Annotated in this window: 11 protein-coding genes; 2 read left to right on the top strand and 9 right to left on the bottom strand. The window is 67.4% G+C overall.

Annotation, left to right across the window (positions count from 1 at the left end):
* Positions 1–22: 22 nt before the first annotated feature.
* Positions 23–493, bottom strand: coding sequence for an LEA/WHy family protein (locus AC25ND_RS00800; protein ID WP_486976018.1), 471 nt, complete (start codon positions 491–493; stop codon positions 23–25).
* 70 nt (positions 494–563) lie between these two features.
* Positions 564–1469: a LysR family transcriptional regulator gene (locus AC25ND_RS00795; RefSeq protein ID WP_028692586.1), complete on the bottom strand. Its 906-nt coding sequence runs from the start codon at positions 1467–1469 to the stop codon at positions 564–566.
* A 102-nt stretch (positions 1470–1571) separates the two neighbouring features.
* Here AC25ND_RS00795 and AC25ND_RS00790 point away from each other — a divergent pair, with 102 nt between their 5' ends.
* Together AC25ND_RS00790 and speB are read left to right on the top strand one after the other, a co-directional pair.
* Entirely contained in the window at positions 1572–2651 is a 1080-nt protein-coding gene (locus AC25ND_RS00790) for an extracellular solute-binding protein (protein WP_028692585.1), read from the top strand.
* A gap of 23 nt (positions 2652–2674) precedes the next feature.
* Positions 2675–3637 (top strand): agmatinase, encoded by a 963-nt coding sequence (speB, locus tag AC25ND_RS00785; protein WP_028692584.1) that lies wholly within the window; start codon positions 2675–2677, stop codon positions 3635–3637.
* A 53-nt stretch (positions 3638–3690) separates the two neighbouring features.
* On the opposite strand, the gene AC25ND_RS00780 is transcribed toward speB, so the two are convergent.
* The 7 genes from AC25ND_RS00780 to treZ form a co-directional block, all read right to left on the bottom strand.
* A complete protein-coding gene (locus AC25ND_RS00780; protein ID WP_062359470.1) occupies positions 3691–4767 on the bottom strand; it encodes an autotransporter domain-containing protein in 1077 nt (358 codons plus the stop codon).
* Positions 4768–5087: 320 nt separating this feature from the next.
* Positions 5088–5882 carry an endonuclease/exonuclease/phosphatase family protein gene (locus AC25ND_RS00775; protein WP_028692582.1) on the bottom strand — a complete coding sequence of 265 codons (795 nt, stop codon included), beginning with the start codon at positions 5880–5882 and terminating at the stop codon, positions 5088–5090.
* A 168-nt stretch (positions 5883–6050) separates the two neighbouring features.
* Positions 6051–8204 carry a glycogen debranching protein GlgX gene (gene glgX, locus AC25ND_RS00770; RefSeq protein WP_069016351.1) on the bottom strand — a complete coding sequence of 718 codons (2154 nt, stop codon included), beginning with the start codon at positions 8202–8204 and terminating at the stop codon, positions 6051–6053.
* Positions 8205–8361: 157 nt separating this feature from the next.
* Entirely contained in the window at positions 8362–8628 is a 267-nt protein-coding gene (locus AC25ND_RS00765) for a DUF2934 domain-containing protein (protein ID WP_062359467.1), read from the bottom strand.
* Between the two features lie 20 nt (positions 8629–8648).
* Positions 8649–11423, bottom strand: coding sequence for a malto-oligosyltrehalose synthase (locus tag AC25ND_RS00760; protein ID WP_062359465.1), 2775 nt, complete (start codon positions 11421–11423; stop codon positions 8649–8651).
* Entirely contained in the window at positions 11420–13489 is a 2070-nt protein-coding gene (gene malQ, locus AC25ND_RS00755) for a 4-alpha-glucanotransferase (protein ID WP_486971687.1), read from the bottom strand. Before malQ ends, AC25ND_RS00760 begins: the two co-directional genes overlap by 4 nt.
* Positions 13486–15228: a malto-oligosyltrehalose trehalohydrolase gene (gene treZ, locus AC25ND_RS00750; RefSeq protein ID WP_028692577.1), complete on the bottom strand. Its 1743-nt coding sequence runs from the start codon at positions 15226–15228 to the stop codon at positions 13486–13488. Before treZ ends, malQ begins: the two co-directional genes overlap by 4 nt.
* Positions 15229–15234: the final 6 nt, after the last annotated feature.

The following is a 15234-nucleotide window of genomic DNA, read 5'->3' as shown; positions in this document are numbered from 1 at the left end:
GTTCGTTTGCTCGACAACAGGTTCACCATCCGGCGCTTGTGGCTGCGGGCAGGTCCAGTTTGCCTTTGTTGGTGAAGCGTACGGTGCCCAGCGGGCCGCTTGCCAGTTTGCCGCGCAATACATAGGGCAGGCCCTGCAGGGACTCCACCCGGCTCAGGCCATAGGCCTGGCGCAGAAAGGCAAAGGCGGTGATGCTCACCGGCACCACGATCACCGCTTCGTCGTAGCGGCCAATATGCCCGCGCTGGTCGCTCACCCCGGCGGCCAGGGGCTGGTCGTTGACTTCCAGGTTGAGGGCGATGCCATTGAAGTCCACGGGGGTTTCGTTGGGGTTCTGCACGCGGATCTTCACCGCCATGCGCAGCTCCAGATCCTGGCCGGGCAGAGGATCGATACCGATCACGCTGATGTTCAGCGGATCACGCGCCTGGAACAGGGCGCAGGCACTCAGGCCAAGGGTCAGCAGCAGGATCAGACAGACGCGGGCATGCATGGTGATCGGGACCTCGGGGCACGGGCGAGTCCGCAGTGTGGCAAATGCGCGGCGGCGAGGAAAGCGGGGCTCAGTGCGTTCCCTGTTCGACAAAGACACGGTGCAGATCCTCCATGAACGCCTGCTGCGCCTCACCGGGCTCCTGCCCACGGTGCCGCGCCAAGGTAAACGGCACCACGAAATCCAGTGTCGGGTCCAGTGCCCGCAACAGTCCCTGGGCTTCCCAGGGCGCGGCGCAGTGGCAGGGCAGGTAGCCGATATGCTGGCCTGACAGGATCAGGGTCAGCGCGCTGTCGATCTGCTCCGCCACCGCCAGGCTGTGGCGGCTCTGGAAGGGTTCACCTTGCTTGAGAAAACGATAGGGATGACAGACCTGGTCGGCCTCCAGCAAGTGCTCGCGACTGACCAGGGACCGGTCGAACAGTTCATGCCCCAGGCCACAGTAGAGTCGCTGGCGTTCCTCGAACAACGGCAGGTAATCGAACGCCGCCTGGTTGCCGGAAAAGTAGCTGATGGCGCAATCCAGGCGCTGCTCCAGCAACAGCCGCTCAAGCTCGGCGGGTGGCGCACTGGTCAATTCAAGGCGCACCTGCTCGTCGCGTTGACGGAACCGGGCGATGGCCCGGGCCAGGCGCAAGGTGACCTCGCGGTCCTGGTTCTCGGCCAGGCCGATGCGCAGCGTGCCGAGCAAACGCCCGGCCACGCCGTTGGCCTGTTGGCGAAACTGTTCGATCTGCAGCAGCAGGCCGCGGGTCGCCTGGAGCAGCAGCTCGCCTTTCTCGGTCAGCCGGAAGCCGCCCTTGCCACGGCTGCACAGGCGATAACCCAGGCGGGTCTCGAGCCTGGCCATTTGCTGGCTGATGCTGGGCTGGCTGAGCCCCAGCACGCCCTGAGCGGCGCTGAAGCCGCCGGCCTCGACTACAGTGACGAACAGCCGCAGCAGGTGCAGGTCGGGGTCGTGCAATTGTCCGAGCATTACATTGATCCTGGTGAATGTCAGCTTTGAATAGTTGTCATTTTTACAATGTAACCCGGCAGGCATGCTGGCGGCATCCACCCCCAAGCCGAGGTGCCCGCCATGCGTCGAACGTTGTGCCTGCTTTCATTGCTGATCGCCCTGCCACTGCAGGCCGAGGAGAAGGTCGTCAACCTGTACAGCTGGGCCGATTATGTCGCCCCGCAAACCCTGGCGCGGTTCGAGCAGGAGACCGGCTACAAGGTCCGCTACGACACCTTCGATACCACCGAGGTGCTGGAAACCAAGCTGCTCACCGGCGGCAGTGGCTACGACGTGGTGGTGCCGTCGGCCACGGTGCTGGCCCGGGCACTCAAGGCCGGTGCCCTGCAGCCGCTCGATGCCCAGGCGCTGCCCGGCTATGCCAACCTTGACCCGGACCTGCTGACCAAGCTGGCCGAGGCAGATCCCGGCAACCGCCATGCCGTGCCGTACACCTGGGGCACGCTGGGTCTGGGGGTGAATGTCGAGGCCGTGCGCCAGCGCCTCGGTGACGTGCCGCTGGACAGCCTCGACTTGCTGTTCAAGCCCGAATACGCCAGTCGCCTGAAGGACTGCGGGATCGCCATGCCGGACTCGCCCCAGGAGGTGATCGGGGTGACCCTCAACTACCTGGGCAAGGACCCGTACAGCCAGAGCAAGGCCGACCTGGACGCCGCCCAGGCGTTGTTGCAGCAGTTGCAGCCATCGATCAGCTACGTGGCCAACGGTCGCCAGATCAACGACCTGGCCAACGGCAGCGTGTGCCTGGCGCTGACCTACAACGGCGATGCGGCCATGGCCGCCGACCAGGCCCGACGCGCCGGCAAGCCGTTCGAGCTGATCTACCGCATTCCCCGCGAGGGCACGCTGGTCTGGCAGGACAACCTGGTGATCCCCAAGGACGCGCCGCACCCCGAGGCGGCCCGCGCCTTCATCGCCTTCATGCTGCGCCCCGAGTCGGTGGCGGCACTGACCAACACGCTGTTCTTCGCCAACGCCAACCAGGCCGCCACGCCGCTGGTGGACGCGGCAATCCGCAATGACCCGGACATCTACCCATCGGCCGAGGTGCGCCAGCGCCTGTTTGCCGACCGCAGCATGGCGTTGTCCGACCTGCGCCAGCGCAACCGCCTGTGGACCACCTTCCGCAGCCGCCAGTGAACAACAACGACAGGAGACAGACCGTGGACCTCGCCCAGGACAACGACCAGGCCATGACCCGTGACAGCCTCTACGGCACCGCCGCCGAGAGCACCTACGCCGGTATTACCAGTTTTTCCCGGCGCCGCTACAGCCGCGACCTGCGCGGTGTCGACGTGGTGGTCAACGGGGTGCCGTTCGACACCGCCACCAGCAACCGCCCCGGCGCGCGCTTCGGCCCGCGGGCGATCCGCGCCGCCTCGGTGCAGCAGGCGTGGGCCCGCCACTGGCCCTGGACGTTCGACCCGTTCGATCACCTGGCGGTGATCGACTACGGTGACTGCGCGTTCGACAGCGGCACGCCAGCCTCGGTGCCGGACAGCATCGAGGCACACGCCGAGCACATCCTCGGGGCCGGCTGCGCCATGCTCACCCTCGGTGGCGACCACTTCATCAGCTACCCGCTGCTCAAGGCTCATGCCCGCCAGCACGGTCCGCTGGCGCTGATCCACTTCGACGCCCACAGCGACACCTGGCCGGACGAGGAGGGCAAGCGCATCGATCACGGCACCATGTTCTGGCACGCGGCGCGCGAAGGCCTGGTGGACCCGGCGCATTCGGTGCAGATCGGCCTGCGCACCACCAATGACGACAGCCAGGGCTTCGCCATCCTCGATGCCCGTCAGGTGCATCGCCAGGGCACCGAGGCGATCATCGCCGCGATCCGTCAGCGGGTGGGGGACAGGCCGGTCTACCTGACCTTCGATATCGACTGCCTGGATCCGGCCTTCGCGCCTGGCACCGGCACGCCGGTATGCGGCGGGCTGAGCACGGTGCAGGCACTGGAAATTCTCGGCGGCTTGCGCGGGATCAACCTGGTGGGGATGGACCTGGTGGAGGTGGCGCCGGCCTATGACCATGCCGATATCACCGCGCTGGCCGGGGCAACGCTGGCGATGGAGATGCTGTGCCTGTATGCGGCGCGGCACAAGGTGGACCAGGCCTGATCGACAACGCGACGCACGGCCTCATCGCAAACCGGCGATGAGGCCGAACCCGTCTACCAGCGCATTCTCACGCCAAGGCTGCCGATCAAGCCGTTGAGGTCGTTGTCATCCACGTCGGAGCTGTAGTCGGCGCTGACGAACAGCGCCACGTTCGGCGTCACCCGGGCCACCAGGCCCAAGCCCAGTTCCACCGTGGTGGCGCTGCGCGAACTGGAGATCTTGTCGACCTGGTCGAGCTTCACCGAATCGGCATTGCTGAAGTCGTACCAGACGTTGGTGCGCACATAGGGTTCGATGGGCATGCCGCGCACTTCGTAGCGCGCCGACAGCTTGGCACCGACCCGGCCACTCCAGCTGGGCTGGCTGTCGAAGGCCTGCAGGGTTTCCTCCTGTACCTGGCTACCCGGGAAGAACTGCTGGTTGATCAACTGCGCCTGGGGCTCGATCACCCAGCCGGCGCCCAGGCCGATGGGATAGCCGCCTTGCACCGAGAGCGTCATGGCATGACCACTGTCGTCGACGCGCTGCCCCGCCTGTGAGCGGCCGTTGACATCGATGCGTGTGCCCATGGCCAGTGCATCCACGTGCCAGCCCTGTTCATGGGTCATGCTCCAGTACACCCCGAGGCTCTCGCCACTGAGGTTTACCGCGTCACGCTGCTTGTCGCCCAGCAGCGGGCGCATGCCGTTGAAGCTGCTCTGCAGGTTGTTGTGACCGACGAAGATCCCCGCGCGGTGCACGTTGCCGCCGCTGGTTTCACGCACGAACAGGTCCGGGCCGATCAGCATCTGCTGGCTGGGTGCCTCCACCTGCGCTGGCGGCTGGGCGCCCGGGCGCGGCGTGCCGGGGAAGAACTGCGCCCACTGGCTGGCGATAGGGTTGGTGTCGGGCTGGCCATGACGTTCATCCATGCGCTCGGAGAAGGCGCTGAGCAGGCCCTGGTTGAGGCCGCTGACGCTGACCGGATCGAGCGACAATCGCGGCACCTCGGGCTGCGCCAGGACGGGGGCGAAGGGTTCGCCCTCCTGGGTTTCGAAGGCGAAGGTTTCCACCGGGGTTGCCAAGAGCAGCGACGTGGAAACCGCACAGAAAAAAGCGTCGAAGCGCGAAGGATTCGAGGTGCTTTTCATGGCGGATCTCCTGTTGGTGTGTGAAGTGAACAGCCCAAGACCTGGCCTGATGTCACGTGCTGTACGACAAGAACAGGGGCGACACGAACCAGCGCACCAACCTTCTGGAGAGCGCACGAAGGCGCGCGCTAGAGGCCCGGCACGAGTTTTTACGTCTGGTGATTACTGTTCAGCTAAGGAGAGGACAGCGCTTGCGTCAAGAAAGCGTGAATGGATTGCAAAATTACTGTTTGACAGCTCAACCTATTGAATTTATGTGATTTTTAAGCGTGCATATCGAAAATGGTGATTTGCCGTGCGGCGGCTATGCCGAATCGTTGCTACAACCGCACTTCCACTGCCAGCGGCAGATGGTCGGAGAGGTGGGTCCAGGGTTTGTTGCCAAGGATTCTCGGTGCGTGGCTTTCGGCGTTGCGCAGGTAGATACGGTCCAGGCGCAGCAGCGGCAGGCGCGCGGGGTAGGTGCGGGCCAGCAGGCCATGGTGGCGCTCGAAGGCCTCGTGCAGACCATGCTGCAGCCCCAGGGTGTGGTTGCCGCGCAGCCGCCAGTCGTTGAAATCGCCGGCGATGATCACCGGGGCGTCGGCGGGCAGGGCGTCGAGCAGCCGGCGCAGCAGGTGCAGCTGTTGCTGGCGGTGGCGCTCGAGCAACGACAGGTGCACGCAGATGGCATGCACCTGGCGCCGCCCGGGTACGTCCAGCACGCAATGCAGCAGGCCGCGGCGCTCGGGGCCGGTGATCGACACGTCGAGGTTGCGGTGCTCGATGATCGGGTACTTCGACAGCAGCGCATTGCCGTGGTGGCCGTCGGGGTAGACCGCGTTGCGGCCATAGGCGAAGTCGCTCCACATGCTGTCGGCGAGGAATTCGTACTGCGAGGTCCGCGGCCAGCCGGGGTAGCGCGCGGCGTGGCGGTCATGGCTGCCGAGCACCTCCTGTAGGAACACGATGTCGGCCCCGGTGCTGCGCACCGCCTCGCGCAGCTCTGGCAGGATGAAGCGTCGGTTGAAGGCGGTGAAGCCCTTGTGGGTGTTGACCGTCAGTACCTTGACCCGGTGCACGGCCGGCGCCTGGTTGACGTTGGCGAAACCTGGACTGCCGGCTTCGAGGTTCACGGGTGCTCCTGGCTGACGGGGCCGCTTTGCGGCCCATCGCGACACAAGGCCGCTCCCAAAGGAGATCGCGGCCTCTGTGGGAGCGGCCTTGTGTCGCGATGGGCTGCGCAGCAACCCCAGGTTTTTACTGACACAACACAGTCTAGGACAGGCCTTCCCCTTTGGGGTTCAGTCCTCCTCGCGCTGCAGCACCAGCAACAGCAATGACCGTCCAGTGACCTCGAACACCGTGTCGAACGCCAGGTGCTGCGGCTTGCGCAACTCGGGCCGGTCGGTGTCCACCAGGCAGCTCCAGTAGTCGCCCTCCGGCACCGCCGGCAGGGTGAACGGCACCACGTCGTGGTAGGCATTGACGATCAGCAGCATGGTCGCCTCGGCGCCCGGCCGGGCAATGCCGCTGACCTGGGCGCGACCGTCCATCAGCATGCCCAGGCAGCGCCCGTGCGGGTCTTCCCACTGCTCGACGGTCATCTCGCTGGCGTCCGGGGCCAGCCAGGTGACGTCCTTGACGCCAATCGCCTCGTTGTAGTCGCCGACCAGGAAGCGCGAGCGCCTCAGGATCGGATAGGCCAGGCGCAGCCGGGTCAGGCGCTTGACGAAGGCCATCAGCGCCTGGCCGTCCTCGTCCAGGTCCCAGTTCACCCAGCCGATCTCGCTGTCCTGGCAGTAGGCGTTATTGTTGCCGTGCTGGGTGCGGCTGAATTCGTCGCCGGCGACGATCATCGGCGTGCCCTGGGCCAGCAGCAGGGTGGCGAAGAAGTTGCGCATCTGGCGCATGCGCAGGGCGTTGATCGCCGGGTCGTCGGTGGGGCCTTCGACGCCGCAGTTCCACGATAGGTTGTTGTCGGTGCCGTCCTGGTTGTTCTCGTCGTTGTCCTCATTGTGCTTGTCGTTGTACGACACCAGGTCGCGCAACGTGAAACCGTCGTGGGCGGTGACGAAGTTGACCGAGGCGTAGGGCCGCCGGCCGCGGTTGTTGAACAGGTCGCCCGAGGCGGTGATGCGCGCGGCGAAGTCGGCGAGCATGCCTTCGTCGCCTTTCCAGAAGCTGCGCACGGTGTCGCGGAAGCGGTCGTTCCATTCCGCCCAGCCCGGGGCGAAGTTGCCCACCTGGTAGCCGCCCGGGCCGCAGTCCCAGGGTTCGGCGATCAGCTTGGTCTGGCTGAGCATAGGATCCTGGCGACAGGCGACGAGGAAGCCGTGGCGCTCGCTGTAGCCGTCGTGATAGCGGCCGAGGATGGTCGCCAGGTCGAAGCGAAAGCCATCCACGTGCATCTCGCCGGCCCAGTAGCGCAGCGAGTCGGTGACCAGTTGCAGCACCCGTGGATGGCTCATGTCGAGGGTATTGCCGGTGCCCGAATCGTTAATGTAGAAGCGCCGGTCGTCGGGCATCAAACGATAGTACGAGGCGTTGTCGATGCCGCGCATTGACAGGGTCGGTCCGCGCTCGTTGCCTTCGGCGGTGTGGTTGTAGACCACGTCGAGAATCACCTCGAGCCCGGCGTCGTGCAGGTGCGCAACCATCTCCTTGAACTCGGCGATCTTGCCGCTGGCCAGGTAGCGCGGATGGGGGGCAAAGAAGGCGATGCTGTTGTAGCCCCAGTAGTTGTTCAGGCCCTTGTCCAGCAGGTGCTGGTCGTTGACGAAGGCGTGGATCGGCAGCAGCTCGATGCTCGATACGCCAAGTTCCTTGATATGCGCCAGCAGCTCGTCGTTGGCCAGCCCGGCGAAGGTGCCGCGCAGGTGCTCGGGCACCGCCGGGTGGCGCATGCTGATGCCGCGGGTGTGGGCTTCATAGATGATGGTGCGCTCCCACGGGATCGACACGCGCTGGTCGCGACCCCAGGTGAAGGCCGGGTCGATGACCTTGCACTTGGGCACGAATGCCGCGCTGTCCCGCTCATCGAACGACAGGTCGGCATCGGGGTGGCCGATGGTGTAGCCGAACAGCGCCTCGGACCATTTCAGCGTGCCCACCAATTGCTTGGCATAGGGGTCGATCAGCAGCTTGTTGGGGTTGAAGCGGTGGCCGTTCTCCGGTTCGTAGGGACCGTACACCCGGTAACCGTAGACCAGGCCCGGGTGGGCGTCGGGCAGGTAGCCGTGGTAGATCTCGTCGGTGTACTCGGGCAGCTCGATGCGCTCGATTTCGTTTTCGCCGCTGGCGTCGAACAGGCACAGCTCGACCTTGGTGGCGTTGGCCGAGAACAGCGCGAAGTTGACCCCAAGGCCGTCCCAGGTGGCGCCGAGGGGGAAAGGCAGGCCTTCGCGGATGCGTGACGGCGCGACGGAACGGGTTTTCTTCGGGGTGCGGGGGTTCATGGCGATCCTTGTGGTGTATGTAGGGAGGGATCGCGAGGCAAGTCGCATCGGCGCACCGCCGCTCTCATGCAAGAGCACTCAGTGACTGAGGCGTGGGAGCGGCGGTGCGCCGATGCGACTTGCCCCGCGATGAGGCCGGTACAGGCTTGCAAAAGCCTCAACCAGCAGCAGGCTTCTTCGCCGCTCGCGGTTTTTTAGCCGCAGCAGCCGGCTTCACGCCCGCCAACGACGCCACCTTGGGGTCTGCCGGTGGCTTGGGCTTGGCCGCGGTCTTCTTGCGTGGTGGCGCCTTGGGGGCCAGCGCCTCGGCTTCGGCCAGCTTGCGGGCCTTGTCCCAATGTTCCTCTTCGCGCCCCTCGGGCTTACCCTCCGACTCCCAGATCTGATAGGCGAACTCGCGAATTCGTTTTTCTTCGACGCTCATCTCGACACTCCTGAATGCAGTTAGGCATGTTCAATCAACACATTGACTGGAAACTCCATCAGCACGGCGCTCAACATCAGTTCCCTTGAAGGGGTGACAGCACCGCCGCCGAAAAGTCCCGAGCAGTTGGCAGGCGACAAGGCAAACGGCAGGACAAGCCGGGTGTCGTCCCAGTTCTGTGCCGGGATCAACGGGGTGGTGGCCGGGCCCAGCAGGGCGCTGGCCAACCGCGGTACGACGATGATGGCGCGGGCGTCCTCGCCCAGGCGGGCGAAGGCCAGCACCTTGTCGGCATGGCGCCCGCGCACGGCAAGCGGCAGGTAGGCGCCACGCTGGAACAGTTCGGGGTGGGCCTGGCGGGCGTCCAGCACCCGGGCCACCAGGGCCTGCTTGAGGCGGCCGTCGCGCCAGTGGGCGAGCAGGTCGGCCAGGGGCGTTGCGTCGTCCAGGCTGGCCCGTCTTGCAGGGTAGTCCACCGGGCGGCGGTTGTCCGGGTCGACCAGCGACAGGTCCCAGTACTCGTTGCCCTGGTAAAGATCCGGCACGCCGGGCGTGGTCATGCGCAACAGGCACTGCACCAGGCCGTTCAAGGCGCCGGGGCAGGCCAGGAGGCGCGCCGCTTCGTGCAGGGACTGGCGCAACTGCTGGTTTTCGTCGTTCAGCAGCAGGCCGTCGACATAGGCCGCGCAGGCCTGCTCGTAGCGCTCGTTCGGCGCGGCCCAGCTGCTGCGCAGCTTGGCTTCGCGCAGGGCCTTGCGCTGCCATTGGCGGATGCGTTCGGCATAGGCGCGCAGGGCCGTTGGGTCATGCAGGTCGAGGGTCAGCGGCCAGCTGCCGACCAACGTCTGCAACAGCAGCAGTTCGTCGGCGGGGCTGGGGGCCTCGCCATCGTCCAGTGCTTCGCGCAGCGGCGCGGCCAGCTCGCGCCAGTGCTCGACGCGGCTGGCCAGCCAGGGGCCGTGCTCGCTGAGCACGGCCAGGCGCGCCCGGCAATCCTCGCCGCGCTTGTGATCGTGGGTGGCGGTGGCCAACAGGTTGTCGGGGAAGTCGCGCAGGCGGCGCTGGGCCTCGTTGTGGAACCAGGCCGGCGCGGCGCTGAAGCGCTCGGCGTCGAAGCCCACGTCGTTGCGCGACAGCAGGCGGGCCGAGCGATAGAACGCGGTGTCCTCGACGGCCTTTGCGGCGCTGGGCGCGGTCAGTTGCTGGAAGCGCACGCAGGCATGGCGCAGGTGCTTGCGCGGCCGGCCCGGCGGCAAGCGGCGCCACGGCTGGCCACCGAGCCAGCGCTCTAGCTGCTCGAGCAGCGGCCAGTCGGCTTCGCCCAGTGACTGCCGCGCCCCAGCCAACGCCTGCTGGAAAAACGCCTCGTCCTCGGCGGGGCGGCCACAGGCGTTGATGTAGGTGCGGTACACCGGGTAATGCTCGACCAGCGCCTGCAGCGCCCGGCGAATGGCGCCGAGGGTGAGGTCGCGGGTCATCAGGTCGTCGCGAGCCACTTGCAGCAGGGCCTGGGCCACCGACTCGCAGTCGCCGGCCAGGCTGGCGTTGAGTACCAGGTGGCGGGCAGTGCGCACCTCCTCGGCGAACTCGGGGCGCTCGCTGACGCTGTTCCACAACTCGCCCAGCGGCCCCTCGCCGGCGGGATCGTGCTGCAGCAGCGACACCTGGTTCATGAACTCGTAGCCGGTGGTACCGTCGGTGAGCCAGTCGCGGTGCAGGTGTTCGTCGGTGCCGAGGATTTTCTCCACATAGATCGGGAAGTGCGCCAGTGCGGCATCCAGTGGCCGTCGCGCCAGCAAGCGGTCGACCCGGCGGCGCAGGTTGCGGCAGTAGCGTCGCGGATCGGCCAGGCCATCGATATGGTCGATGCGCAGGCCGTCCACCAGGCCGCGTTCGATCAGCTCGAACAGCTTGGCATGGGTGGCCTCGAACACCACCGCGCGCTCGACGCGCAGGCCACCGAGTTCGTTGATGTCGAAGAAGCGCCGCCAGTTGATGTCGTCGGCGGCGGTGCGCCAGCTGGCCAGGCGGTAGGTCTGGCGTTCCAGCAGCAGGTGCAGGCGCTTGAAACCGGCCTCGGTGCGGCTGTCGAAGGCGCCGAGGGCCGCTTGCAGGTCCGCGCCGGCGGCGGCCAGGCGCGCCAGCTCGTGCTGCAGGGACAGGGCCGCGGCCAGTGGGTCGTCGGCCTCGCCGAGGGCGCTGAAGTGCGCGGCCAGTGCCTGCAGGCGCGGATCCTCGGCCTGATCGAGGATGCGCCCGTAGTCCAGCGGACAGATCGGGAAGCGATGTTCATGGTGGGCCACCTCGAAACGCCCCTGTGGCGCCTCGAAGGTCAGCGGGATCTCGCCGTTTTGCAGGGCCGCGCCGTAATCGCTGCCCAGGAACGGCAGCAACAGTTGCCCGGCCAGCAACGGGTCGCTGGAATGCCACTGGATATCGAAGAATTCCGCATAGGGGCTGCGCCGGCCCCAGGCCAGCAGACTCTGCCACCAGGGATTGTCGGCGCCGCCGACGGCCATGTGGTTGGACACGGTGTCGAGGATCAGCCCCATGCCGTGCTGGCGCAACGCGGCCACCAGGCGTTCGAGCGCCGCCTCGCCGCCAAGCTCCGGGTTGACCCGGGTCGGGTCGACCACGTCGTAGCCATGCCGGGAACCGGCGCGGGCGGTGAGGATCGGCGAAGCGTACAGGTGGCTGATGCCAAGGCGGGCGAAGTAGGGCACCAGCGGCACCGCGTCATCCAGGGTGAAGTCGCTGTGCAGTTGCAGTCGCAGGGTCGCGGTCAACGGTTTCATCGGTCACGCTCCCAGGCCTGTTCGCGAGCCTGGGCCAGCAGCTCCAGGCGGCGGGCGGCGTCCTCGTCGTCGAGCAGGTCGCATGCTGGCGCCTTGAAGCGCCGGCGCCAGTTGGGGTGGCCTTCGGTGGTGCCGGGCAGGTTGGCCTGCTCGTCACTGCCCAGCAGGTCTTCCAGCGGCACCAGTACCAGGGGGGCGCGGGTGTGGCCAACATAGCGGATCGCCGCGTCGATCAGCGCGTCGTCGCCGCGCAGTGGCCCGTAGTTCTGCTCCAGGGTGCGGCGCAGGCCGTCGCGTTCCAGGGCCCGGGTGTGGCGCCAGTGCAGCTCGGTGGCGGCGTCGATCAGTTGCAGGCGATGGCTCCAGTCGATGTCGCGGCCCGCCAGCCAACCGGCCAGGGGCGCCAGGTCGTGGGTGCCGGTGGTGGCCAGGGCATTGTCCGGCCAGTCGAGGATCGGCTTGAGCTGTCCGGGCGCGGCCTGCTCGAACGGTAGCACGCGCATGCCCAGCACGGCCTTGTCGGCCAGGCGTTCGCGCAGACCCTCGGGCACGGTGCCCAGGTCCTCGCCGAGGATGATCGCCTGGTGTCGCGCCGATTCCAGCGCCAGCAGGCGCAGCAGGTCGTCCAGCGGATAGTCCAGATAGGCGCCTTCGCTCGGCTTGGCGCCGCGGGGGATCAGCCACAGTCGGCGCAGGCCCATCACATGGTCGATGCGCAGGCCACCGGCATGGGCCAGGTTGGCCCGCAGCATCTCGATGAACGCGCGGTAGCCGTTGCGCCTGAGGCCTTCGGGGGAGAAGGCGCAGATGCCCCAATCCTGGCCGGAGCGGTTGAGGATGTCCGGTGGCGCGCCGACCTTGAGCTCGGCCAGCAGTTCGTCCTGGCGGCTCCAGGCCTGGCTGCCGGCGCCGTCGGCCCCCACCGCCAGGTCAGCGATCAGGCCTACCGCCATGCCGTTGCCGCGCGCCGCGTCCTGGGCCCGCTGCAGGCTGCGCTCGGTCAGCCACTGGCAGAACGCGTGGAACTCGACCCGCGCCGGATAGGCGTTGGCGAAGGCTTCGACCTCGGGGTGGTAGGGGTCGTGCCAGGCCTTGGGCCAGCGGCGCCAGTCGGCGCCCAGGCCCGTACTGACAGCTTCCGCCTGCAGCACTTCGAAGCGGCAATGGTGCTCCAGTCGCTCGCCGGCGCTGGCGCGGAAACTCTCGAAGTCCTCGCGCAATGGATGCTCGCCCTGGCTGAACTGCCGGTAGAGCGCCTCGAGCAGGCGCAGGCGGGCATCGGCGGCCCGTGGCCAGTCCACCAGCGCCTGCTGCTCCAGCGTGTCGAGGGTCGCCTGCAGGTCGCAGGCCTCGATGGCCATGCGCACCTCGCGCTCGCCAAAGACCACACCGGGGCTGGCGTACAGCACGTTGCGCAGCAGCCGGCTGGAGGGCGAGTAGGGGCTGAAGTGGTGCTGATCGAACGCCGACAGGGTGTGGATCGGGCTGATCGCCAAGGCATCGGCGCCGCGCTCTGCGGCGTTGCGCGCCAGTTGCTCCAGGGCCAGGCAGTCGCCGTAGCCGCCATCGCCGGGGCGGCGCAGGCTGTACAGCTGCGCCGCGATGCCCCAGCAGCGCGGCGGTTGCTGCTCGACGCGGTCCTCCAGGGCATGGCAGCGCGGCGGCGCCACGGCCACGCTGAAGCTGCGGCCATCGATGTCAACCCGGTGGTAGCCCAGCGGCAGCTCGCCCGGCAACCGCGCCTGGGTGTCCAGGGCCAGGTGGCGGAGGCTGCCGTCCTCCAGTGTGCAGTGCGCCTGGCGGTCGGCGGTGAAATAGCGCCGCAGGTCCAGGGGCTGGCCGATATCGACGGTCAGCAGTGGCGGCAGGTGCTCGCTGTCCTCGGCTTGCTCGACGGCGCGCAGGCTGGCAGCGATGGCGGCGGCATCGCCGGCCGGGTGGCCGAGGCCTGCGAGCACTCGGCGCAATACCTCGTCGCTGACCTGCTGCGGGCGGTTGTTGGCATCGATCCAGTCGCGGGCCAGGCCGACCCGCGCGGCCAGGCGGTGGAGGGGCTGTTCGCTCATGGCGTCTCCTGGTCGGGGGGCAGTAGGCTGACCACGCAGCTGTGCGCGGCGAGGGCCGAGTCGGGGTGGGCGTTGTCGCTGCTGTCGTACAGGCGCCGCTGAAGGGCGGGCAGCGCGACCGGCTGGGGTTGGGCGGCGAGGTTGAGGTCGATGCGCAGCTCGTCGCCATTGCCCAGGCGCCAGCGGGCGGTCAGCGCCTGGTCGCCGAGCACCTCGCTGCCGAGGGCGCGTGCGCCGGGCAGGTGCGGTACGACATGGCGCCGGCGCAGGTCGAGCAATTGCTGGTACAGACCGTGCCAGCCGGCCAGTACATTCCGTTGCCGGGGCCTGGATGAGGCGAAGGTCGCCTCGGCATTCGGGTCGGGTATCTGCTCGCGCTTGTGCGGATCGGCGAAGGCGTCGAAATGGGCGAACTCGCCGCGGCGGCCCTCACGCACGGCGTCGGCCAGCTCATCGTGAAAATCGGTGAAGAACAGGAACGGCTCACGGCTGCCGTCGTCGTCGCCCATGAACAGCAGCGGGATCATCGGCGCCAGCAGCAGCAGCGCGGTGGCGGCGCGCAGGGCCGGCGGTGGGCAGAGGCGGGTGAGGCGTTCACCCAGGGCGCGGTTGCCGATCTGGTCGTGGTTCTGCAAAAACAGCACGAAGGCGCTCGGTGGCAGGTGGCCGCTGGGCTCGCCGCGGGGCGTGCCGTGGCGGTCGGGTTGGCCCTGGAACACGAAGCCTTCGGCCAGGCAGCGGGCCAGTTGGTTGATCGGTCGGTCCTTGTAGTCGGCGTAGTAGCCTTCGGTCTCGCCGGTCAGCAACACATGCAGGGCGTTGTGGCCATCGTCGTTCCACTGCGCGTCGAAGCCTTGCTGCAGCAGTGCGGCCTGGTTGTGCTCGTTTTCCAGCACCAGCCATACGTGACGGCCCGGCTCCACGGCCGCGCGTACCCGTTGCGCCAACTCGACCAGGAAGTCGGGCTGATCGATGGCGTGCACGGCATCCAGGCGCAGGCCATCAATGCGGTAGTCGCACAACCACATCAGGGCGTTCTGGATGAAGTACTCGCGCACCTGCGGGCGACGGAAGTCGATGGCTGCACCCCAGGGAGTCTGCCGGTCCTCGCGAAAGAACGGGCTGGCGTACTGCTGCAGGTAATTGCCGTCGGGGCCAAAATGGTTGTACACCACATCGACCAGCACCATCAGCCCCTGGCCATGTGCCTGGTCGACCAGCTCACACAATTGCTCGGGACTGCCATAGGTGTTTTGCGGCGCATAGGGCAGCACGCCGTCGTAACCCCAGTTCCGCTCGCCAGGGAACTGTCCCAGCGGCATCAGTTCGACGGCGCTGATGCCCAGTTCGGCCAGACGCGGCAGGTGCCGGGCCACCCCGACGTAGCCGTCTAGCAAGCCGACATGCAGCTCCTGGATGACCGCTTCGTGCCAGGGGAGGCCCTGCCAGGGGTGTCGCCAGGCGTAGCTGGCCACATCCACCACCTGGCTCGGCCCCTGTACGCCATCGGGCTGATAGCGCGAGGCCGGGTCGGCCACCTTCAGTGCATTGTCGATACGGTAGTGGTAACGGTCACCGGCCCGGCACGGGGCCACGCCGGTGTACCAGCCGTCACCGTCGGGCAACAGCTCGATCGCCGGCTGCTGCTCCAGTTCCACGCTCACGCTGCGCGCATCCGGCGCCCAGAGGGCGAAGCGCGCCGACGTGGCGTCCAGCAGGTGTGCGCCATGCCTGTGCATCTTCAA

Source organism: Pseudomonas sp. P110(2024) (genome assembly GCF_057480795.1).
Note: the sequence above shows the minus strand (reverse complement) of the source record. Positions and strands in the feature narration are given on the sequence as shown.

Bases quoted from the DNA above. Each gene is read 5' to 3' on its own strand.
- AC25ND_RS00800 (WP_486976018.1), bottom strand. From the start codon at position 493: ATGCATGCCCGCGTCTGTCTGATCCTGCTGCTGACCCTTGGCCTGAGT.
- AC25ND_RS00795 (WP_028692586.1), bottom strand. From the start codon at position 1,469: ATGCTCGGACAATTGCACGACCCCGACCTGCACCTGCTGCGGCTGTTC.
- AC25ND_RS00790 (WP_028692585.1), top strand. From the start codon at position 1,572: ATGCGTCGAACGTTGTGCCTGCTTTCATTGCTGATCGCCCTGCCACTG.
- AC25ND_RS00780 (WP_062359470.1), bottom strand. From the start codon at position 4,767: ATGAAAAGCACCTCGAATCCTTCGCGCTTCGACGCTTTTTTCTGTGCG.
- glgX (WP_069016351.1), bottom strand. From the start codon at position 8,204: ATGAACCCCCGCACCCCGAAGAAAACCCGTTCCGTCGCGCCGTCACGC.
- AC25ND_RS00765 (WP_062359467.1), bottom strand. From the start codon at position 8,628: ATGAGCGTCGAAGAAAAACGAATTCGCGAGTTCGCCTATCAGATCTGG.
- AC25ND_RS00760 (WP_062359465.1), bottom strand. From the start codon at position 11,423: ATGAAACCGTTGACCGCGACCCTGCGACTGCAACTGCACAGCGACTTC.
- malQ (WP_486971687.1), bottom strand. From the start codon at position 13,489: ATGAGCGAACAGCCCCTCCACCGCCTGGCCGCGCGGGTCGGCCTGGCC.
- treZ (WP_028692577.1), bottom strand. From the start codon at position 15,228: ATGCACAGGCATGGCGCACACCTGCTGGACGCCACGTCGGCGCGCTTC.